Source organism: Gemmatimonadota bacterium (assembly GCA_016719105.1).
Lineage (GTDB): Bacteria > Gemmatimonadota > Gemmatimonadetes > Gemmatimonadales > Gemmatimonadaceae > SCN-70-22.
This window is the reverse complement of record JADKAQ010000036.1, coordinates 23,102-29,741: the sequence shown is the minus strand read 5'-3', so window position 1 is coordinate 29,741 and position 6,640 is coordinate 23,102. Positions and strand designations below refer to the sequence as shown.

Genomic DNA, 6,640 nt, shown 5'->3' with positions numbered 1-6,640 from the left:
GGAGTCTTGAGGAGGTGGGGATGGGTGGAGGCGGAGGACGTCCGATGGTTGAAGACGACGGCGCGCGAGGTGGACGCTTCCCAGCGGCACTCCGCGTGTTCCCGATCGCGCGAAACCGCGTGTGTGTTCCCGTGCGCGGTGCCCCGAATGGTTGAGACGGCGGCGATCGTGCCAACGGGGAGCTTGGCGAAACCCTCGATCCTTCTCGCGCTCCCTCGAGCCCTCTCGAACCGGTGATCCCGCAGAATCGGCCGGCGGGGCGACGTGCCGTGCTCATTCACGGTGTCGGCAACCCGGCACCTGGATCGATTGCCGCAGCCGTCGAGCAGATCCTCCGTGACGCGCAGGTGGATGCACCTGCCGTGGAGTTCAACTGGAACGTGCTCGTCGACCATCCCACCGGCCCCGAGGCGCTGCACGGATGGGTCGCGCATCGGGCGGCTCGGGCGATCGCGCGCACCGCGGTGGTCGGATTCCATCGGCGAGGCTCGAGCCGCGTCGTCTTTGGTCGCTGGGCGGCCATCCAGTGCGGATTGATTCAAGGCGCGCATCTCTGCTTGGTGCTGGCGGTCCTCATGGTGTGCACGATGGGTGCGGCCTTGCTTGCCGCGGAAGTGAGCGCTGCATTGTTGGGAGCGCCGGCGCAGCTTTCCAGCGACATCATGTGGGGTGCCGCCCGGGCACTCGTGGCGGCGAGCGCGATGTGTGCTATGTCGGCACTCGCCATCGCAACGGCGATCGCCGTGGTCGAACGGCGCCTATCCGCGCTTCTCGTGACCGCGCGGGGGCTGGTCCTGCTCGGGTTGCAGCCGCTCGTGGCAGCCGCCGCGGTACCATTCGCGATCCCGTGGGTGCACCTCCGCAAAGATCGCGTCGAGCTGGTCGGTGCCGTAATGATCGTGACGCTGCTCGTGGCTGGGCTGTTGGACTGGACGATCCTGGAAGAGCAACGAGGCGTGGTGGTCTTCGCGTGCGCGTTGGCATTCAGTGTCGCGCTCCTGTACTTCCTGACAACCACCGCGGCGAGCATCGCGGGCGGCGCCTTGAAGATCGTGCTGGACGTGGCGATGTACTTGGGTGAGCCCGACTATCGCGAGCGGATCCAGCGAGGACTCGCTGCGGAAATCGCCCCGCTCATCGACAGAGGCGACGAAGGAGAGATCGTTGTTGTGGGGCATAGCCTCGGGTCGGTCGTCGCCCTCGACAGCCTCGCAAACAGTCCATCGTGGGACGGGTCGCATCACGTGCGGCTCGTGACGCTTGGGTCCCCGCTGCGGCGATTCTTCATGCGCTTCTGGACCGGCGAGCTCTTCCCGCCGGGCTGCGCAGCTGCGGCGTCGCACGTGGCCGGGCGGATGGCGACGTTTCGGTGGCTCAATGTCTACCGACCGTTCGACCAGGTCGGCGGCAATCTTGCCCTCGCGCTTTCAGGGAGTGGACAGGACCACAGCACCGGGCAGTGGTCACGCATCCTCACCGCTCACCCGAACTACTGGTCGGACAAGAAGGTCCTCGACGTGGTGAGCGGTGTGTGGGAGACGCTGGCTCCCGCGCCGGCATCGAAAGAGCGAGTCGTGTACAGAGTGCCGACCCGCCGACCACGTGCGCTGTTGCCGGTGCGCCGAACCCTGCGGCTGATCCGCCGACGGGCCGCGCTCGTCGCGGGTGGGGTGCTGTCGCTCGGCGCGGCGTGGATGCTTGCGACGCTCGGGCGCGACATCCTCAATCGCCAGCATGCGATTACGGAGCTGATGACCTACGGGACACTGACCACCGGAGAGGTAGAATGGTCGATGCGGGTCGACCAAGGCCTTGACGTGGCCGTGCGCTCCGACAGCATCACGGTGCGCTACGTCGATGGACGCACGCGCCGGCAAAGGACCTTCGACTTGAGTGACGTCAACTGGAAGTATCAAACCGACCCGTACTTCGATGCGGAGGCCGTCGTCGAGGCCGCCGTGGCGCGAGGGTGCGTCGAGCATGCGCCCCGCGTCTGGAAGCTCGGCGGTAACTGCACGCGCGCGAGGCTCGCGGTGCGCGTGCGCCACTTACCCGGGCAGGACGTGGCCACGCTTGCGGACTTTCCCTCACCGTCATTCAGCGTCGTCGCGCGCATCCTGCCATGCTCTACAACGCATTCGGTGCGACGATGGCGCTGATGATGCTTGGCATGCTCCCGTTGGTCGTATGCGTCGTCGTCGCGTATACGCTTTTGGACTACTGACGGCCACGGCTGAAGAGTCCGCGTCATCTCGGACCGACAACGCCTTCTGGCTGAGATTGTCAACGAATGCATCACTGCGACGCATCGTGAGCACCGGGTCGGGGCCTTGGGCGGGGCTCCCCGTAGGTTGGACCAGGTGTACTCCCGTTCTGACAGCCGATCGATCCGGCCCCACCGTGCGAGCAACGGAGGAGCCAATGAGGTCGAGCAAGTTCACCGAAGAGCAGATCGTCGCGGCATTGCGGCAGGCGGGGGCCGGCACGCCCGCCGTGGATATCTGTCGCTAGCTCGGCAAGACCGAGACGACGTTCTACCGCTGGAAACGCCGCTTTGGCGACTTGGGCGTTAGCGAGGTGCGCGAGCTCAAGCAGCTGCGCGACGAGAACCGGCAGTTGAAGTCGCTCGTCGCGGAGGTGTCGCTCGACAAGACCATTCTGCGCGAGGCGCTCAAGCGAAAGTGGTGACGCCGACAGCGAATCGGGAACTGGTGGCCTGGGCCGCGGAGGCCTACCAGCTCTCGACACGGCGCGCGTGTCACGCCACGGGGGTGGCGCGCTCGCTCGTGATGTACCGCTCCTGTCGGCCGTCGCAGATGCCGCTTCGCGCGCGATTGCGGGAGCTGGCCGGCGCCCGGGTCAGCTGGGGCTACCGGCGACTCTACCTGCTGCTGCGGCGGGAAGGGTGGACCGTCACATCACGCGGGTGCGGCGCCTATACGGCTCGGAAGGACTGCAGCTGGCACGCCGGCGTCCGAAGAAGCGGAAGACCGTGACGGCGCGCTCCGCCGCCGCGCAGCTGACGGCCGCGAATCAGCGATGGACTTCGTCCATGACGTCCTGCTGCCGGGCGAGAAGATTCGCGTGCTGACGATGATCGATCGGCACACGCGCGAGTGCTTGGCGCTCGTGCCGCAGCATCGTTTCAATGGCGCCGAGGCTGGCGTGGTATTGCGGGCAGTGAGCAAAGCCCGTGGAGGACTCGCCCCGGTTGAGATGTCCGTTTGTTTCTCCCAAGGCGCCCCTCTCAGGGTTCCCATGTGTTCGCCCGAACGAGGCGACGTCGAGCGCCGATCAGAACGGCCGGTTGCCGCACCCAAGGTGAGGAGACCATCAGAGGTGCATGGCATCGCTGCCCTACGCTTGTTCAGTCCTTGGAAGCACTGACGATCTCAAGCGTATACCATTGCCGGACCGCGCGTTGCCATACATCGGGGACGAAGAGAAAGCGCGGCTGCCTGGAGACCGTCCTCGACGAGTGTTCTCACGTGCTATCATGATCGCGCACGTGAGACAAACAACCAACCGCGGATAGATCCGCGCGCCACGCGTCTGTGTGGGGAGGGGAAGTTGGCTCGATACCAGGCGTCCGAGCGAGAAGCACGCTACCGCAAGGCCCGGGAGTATGGACTCTCGCCGGTGATCACGGAAGGAGATTCATGGTTTAGTTACGAACTATACCTGAACCTCATCGATCGCATCGACGACACGCACCGATTCGCCCTCAAGCGACTGGAGTCGTCAGGCGACACAGTCGCCAACATGGTGGGTGCATCGAAGGGCGCAGCGCCGATTCGCGCCCTCAAGAAGGTGGTACAGGCGGAACGCCCCGTCTTTCTGTTCTTCAGTGGTGGCGGCAACGATATCGTCGGCTCGGAGTTGCGCGGTGCGCTTCTGGCCTACGACCCGAACCTCGAACCCGGAGGACTACCTCGCAACAGCGCAGTGGAGCCCGATGCTGGCAACGATCCTCACGTCCTACGAGATACTTGATCGACGAGATCAGGCCGCTGTGCCCGATCTTCGCGCATGGCTATGACTACTTCTACCCGTCCAATCGTCCCGTGAAGATCTTCCCCGGAACGGGCTGGGCCTGGTCCTGGGTCTTTCCGGAGATGGTACGGTTGGGCATCAACGATCCGAAGCTTCAGCACGCCATCGCGCGCGTGATGATCGATCAGTTCAACGACTCGGTCCTGACACCGCTCGCCGTCACGAAGGCAGGCTTCTTCGCGCACGTCGACCTGCGGAATACGCTCGCGGGGCTCGACGATTGGCAGAACGAGATTCATCCAACACGCCAGTCGTTTCAGGCGCTCGCCGAGCGCTTCCCTCGCCACGGTCAGTCAGCTCCTGCCGGGCGTGAGGAAGGCGCGCGGAGCGGCTTTGAGGGACGGTCGCATGATGGCGCCGACTCGACTCGTGCTGTGCGTTGCGCTTCTGTGCGCGGTGACACCTCGTCAGCGCACCGACGCCCAGACAAGCGAGCTTGGGCGCGCCTCCCCAGCCGCAACGACGGTTGTGGGGCGCGGTCTGCTGGGACCGAGCGTCCTGCGTATCGACTCGCTGGAACTGGCCATTCGCTCGACGCGAGCGTGGCGGGGCTCGATCTTGGATCGTCTGTGCCTAGTGCGACGCTGCATCTGGCACTGTGGGAGATCGATGGGAAGCAGGACCGACACGCGGTTCTCCTGAGAGCATCGGCGGCGACCTGGTTGCCAATCGCGCGTCGATCGAACGCGCGGATGTCGTCGAAGTAGGCGCTGCCTACCGATTCAAGCTCGACACGGAGCAGGGAGAGCTGAACGTTGGCGCGACCCGCCGTCACTTTGGCGTCGAGGGGCCGGATCGAACGGGGAATGAGTGGTTCGCCTCAGTGCAACGGCGCGTTCCGGCTTCTTGGACAGAGCTGCGCCCGCTACTGGGCGTTCTCGTGGCGCGTGACCTCGATGTGTTCGATGCCACGTATGTGGAGCCTCCGGGTTACTCTCGATTTCGGCGCACAACACGGTGACAACGGTGCGTCTTCGCTGATCGGTCGCTTGGATGTTGGCACGGCCTGGAGCGACTACGCGAGGCGTCGTTCGCCCTCGGATCCCTCGTTTGGATACCATGGCTCGATGATCGGACTTCGGGTGGGAAAGGACTGGGGACAGTCCTTCGCCGGTCCACTCTCGCTGGAAGTCGGCGTGGAGCGTTGGTGGTCCCGGGCATCCATCGAGCCGCTTCCGGTCGCCGTGTTCGGGGTCCGAGTCGTGGCGAAGTAGCAGCACTCCGGAGAGGTGGTCGATGAGGGGTACCCAGGGGGAACGACCGGAATTGCTGTTGAGTGCTGGTGACTTCAGGCCGCAAAGCTATTTCCGCACGGCCGGCAGGAAGGGCAGGAAGGGCGAAACGGCGTACGAGTTGCCCCGTATGCCGGATGCCCGCGTAGGATTGCTGGTCAACATCGACCCCGTATCATGGACGCGGCGGACCTGCGACTGGCGTCGAGTGCGTGGGCTAACGCATCACACACCGGGGATCAACTTCCACTCGCGCGGCGGTTGGTTCGGGCGACTCCGTGCGAGCAATGCGGTCGCATTCCTCGGCGGCGCGTGGAGCCGTGACTTACGCCTGGCCCGCCCGTGGTCTCTGCAGCGGTTCACTCCGTGCAGCCGCGGGGAGGCGTGGCGCGTGTGGAGGGAGGGAGCAGCCGGTGACCGCACCTTTCAAGCCTGGGCGAGTGGCCTAACGAGACCCGGCGCGCCGCAGATGAGTACGAGCGCCAATCCACGCGCTGAGGTCCCGGGATGAAGACGGTCGTCACGCTCGTACACGGGACCTTCGCGAATACCGAGTCGGAGTGGATCCAGGAGTCCGGCGCGCTGTGCACGGCGCTACGCGGGGCGCTGGACGGAGTTTTGATTGCCCGTCGATTCGAATGGACCGGGCGAAACCGCAACGCGGACCGTCGTCACGCAGCTGCCGATCTCGCACGGACGCTCGATGAAGGACTCGGCGCGCACCCCGATGCCCGGCATTTCATCATTGCACACAGTCACGGTGGAAACGTAGCGCTGGGTGCGCTGCGGGACCCTGTCCGGCAGCGGAGTATGAGCGGACTGGTCTGCCTCGGGACACCGTTCGTGCGAGTGAGCGAGCGGAACACGGGCGAAGCGGCTGCGCCTTCCCTCGCCGGACTCTTCGTGCGGGCCTACGTCGCCCTGTTTGGCACCACCCTTGTACTCTCGGCGATCGCCGCGCTCGGCGCCTTCCTTCTTGCGTGGTTCGGAGATGGACTTCGGCGCTACGCGGATATCACCGTTGGCACGCGATTGCTGGAGGTGGGGGCGCGACTGCAATCGTCCGACGGCACGGGTGTATTAGTCGCCGCAAGCGTACTGTCGCTCCCCGTCGCCTTTGGACTTGTCTGGAGCTGGTCCTGGAATCGCCGACGTGCACGACTCGACCTCGCAACACAGGAAGAATGGCTGCGTATGGCAGAAGCAACGCGGATCGATGCGGTGCCTATGCTGGTCGTACGGGCGAAGGGCGATGAGGCACTCCTCGGACTTCGTTTGACGGACTGGCCACGCCACGCCAGCGAAGGTCTGGCCCGGCTCTACGAGAAGTGGAAGGGGTGCGCTCTGGCCCGGCT

At 65.3% G+C, this 6,640-nt stretch carries 5 protein-coding genes and 1 pseudogene; all 6 read left to right on the top strand.

Annotated features, from left to right (window positions below; all coding sequences use genetic code 11):
• Window positions 1–362 precede the first annotated feature (362 nt).
• The gene (locus IPN47_23550) at window positions 363–2,159 is read left to right on the top strand and encodes a hypothetical protein (protein ID MBK9410967.1); all 1,797 of its coding nucleotides are present in this window, start codon (window positions 363–365) and stop codon (window positions 2,157–2,159) included.
• 364 nt (window positions 2,160–2,523) lie between these two features.
• A pseudogene (locus IPN47_23545) lies at window positions 2,524–2,688 on the top strand (transposase).
• Window positions 2,685–2,996: a hypothetical protein gene (locus tag IPN47_23540; GenBank protein MBK9410966.1), complete on the top strand. Its 312-nt coding sequence runs from the start codon at window positions 2,685–2,687 to the stop codon at window positions 2,994–2,996. The pseudogene IPN47_23545 and the gene IPN47_23540 overlap by 4 nt, the downstream one beginning before the upstream one ends.
• A gap of 643 nt (window positions 2,997–3,639) precedes the next feature.
• A complete protein-coding gene (locus IPN47_23535; protein ID MBK9410965.1) occupies window positions 3,640–3,993 on the top strand; it encodes a hypothetical protein in 354 nt (117 codons plus the stop codon).
• Window positions 3,990–4,760 (top strand): hypothetical protein, encoded by a 771-nt coding sequence (locus IPN47_23530; GenBank protein ID MBK9410964.1) that lies wholly within the window; start codon window positions 3,990–3,992, stop codon window positions 4,758–4,760. Before IPN47_23535 ends, IPN47_23530 begins: the two co-directional genes overlap by 4 nt.
• Before the next feature lie 360 nt (window positions 4,761–5,120).
• A complete protein-coding gene (locus IPN47_23525) occupies window positions 5,121–5,267 on the top strand; it encodes a hypothetical protein (GenBank protein ID MBK9410963.1) in 147 nt (48 codons plus the stop codon).
• Window positions 5,268–6,640: the final 1,373 nt, after the last annotated feature.

Coding starts and splice junctions, on each gene's coding strand:
- IPN47_23525 (MBK9410963.1), top strand. CDS start 5,121: ATGATCGGACTTCGGGTGGGAAAGGACTGGGGACAGTCCTTCGCCGGT.